Annotated in this window: 1 protein-coding gene; it reads left to right on the top strand. The window is 64.4% G+C overall.

The annotated features are described in order from the left end of the window. Positions 1–890, top strand: an 890-nt coding sequence (locus ACQ3G7_RS24710) for a hypothetical protein (RefSeq protein WP_430893017.1), incomplete at both ends; no start/stop codon positions are given.

Below are 890 nucleotides of genomic sequence, written 5' to 3'. Positions count from 1 at the left end.
TACTGCCGTTGGCAGCGCAGCTGCGCGTGAATATTGCGGCAATGATCACCGCATCGGGTTACTGGCAGCTGGCGGAAACGCTCTGGGAAGAGACACAGCAGATCAATGCCGGCGCGGGATCCGTAACAGAAAAAATGCAGCAGACTGCCGCGTTGCTGCTGCGCCAGCAACCGTACCTGCCCGCGGAATGGCAGGAGGCCGTGAGGATTATCAGTACGGTGCAACGGCAGGTGGCGGCGCTGCTGGCGCAGCCGGAAGGCAGCGAGAGCGCCATGCTGGAACGCACGCAGCGGGTGCTGCAGTCGCTGAGTGCGCTGGTGAACTCGCCGGTGGTGGTGGCATGGTTGCCGGGCCTTATCCGTGAGCACCTGGAGGCGTTACTCAGCCAGGGGCGGATGATCGCAGGGGCGTTAAACAGCCTGCTCTCCGGCGGTCATTCCCTGTCGTTCGACGAGTATCTGGCGCAGGTGCTGGCGCTGGGCGATGCCCTTGCGCCGGAACTGCTGGCCCCGCTTAGGGCGCTGGCGGCACACATCCGCCATATCGTCGCACCGTGGCAGGATGCCACCTTCCCGGCGTGGCCGGAACCGGCGACGCCTGCGGCCATGCTGGGGTGGTTGCAGAGTGTGTTAATGCACCCGCTGTTTCGCGAAAGCGTGCTGCCCCGGTTGCCGGAGGCATACCGCCAGGCACTGACCCGCGCACTGCACCTGAGCCGCCAGGCCGGGACTTTCCCCGTACAGGGCGCGACGGGTGAGCAGTTACAGTGGCTGCTGACGCAGATCCATAATCCGGATTTGCGACAACTGATGGCACAGGCCGGACTGGAAAACTATCTCACCGGCCTGAGGGAGCAGCTGAGTGGTGAGGCGGCGTCAGAATTGTTCAGC

The sequence above is a fragment of the Kosakonia sp. N21 genome (assembly GCF_050587465.1).
In the GTDB taxonomy this organism is placed as follows: Bacteria; Pseudomonadota; Gammaproteobacteria; order Enterobacterales; family Enterobacteriaceae.
Note: the sequence above shows the minus strand (reverse complement) of the source record. Positions and strands in the feature narration are given on the sequence as shown.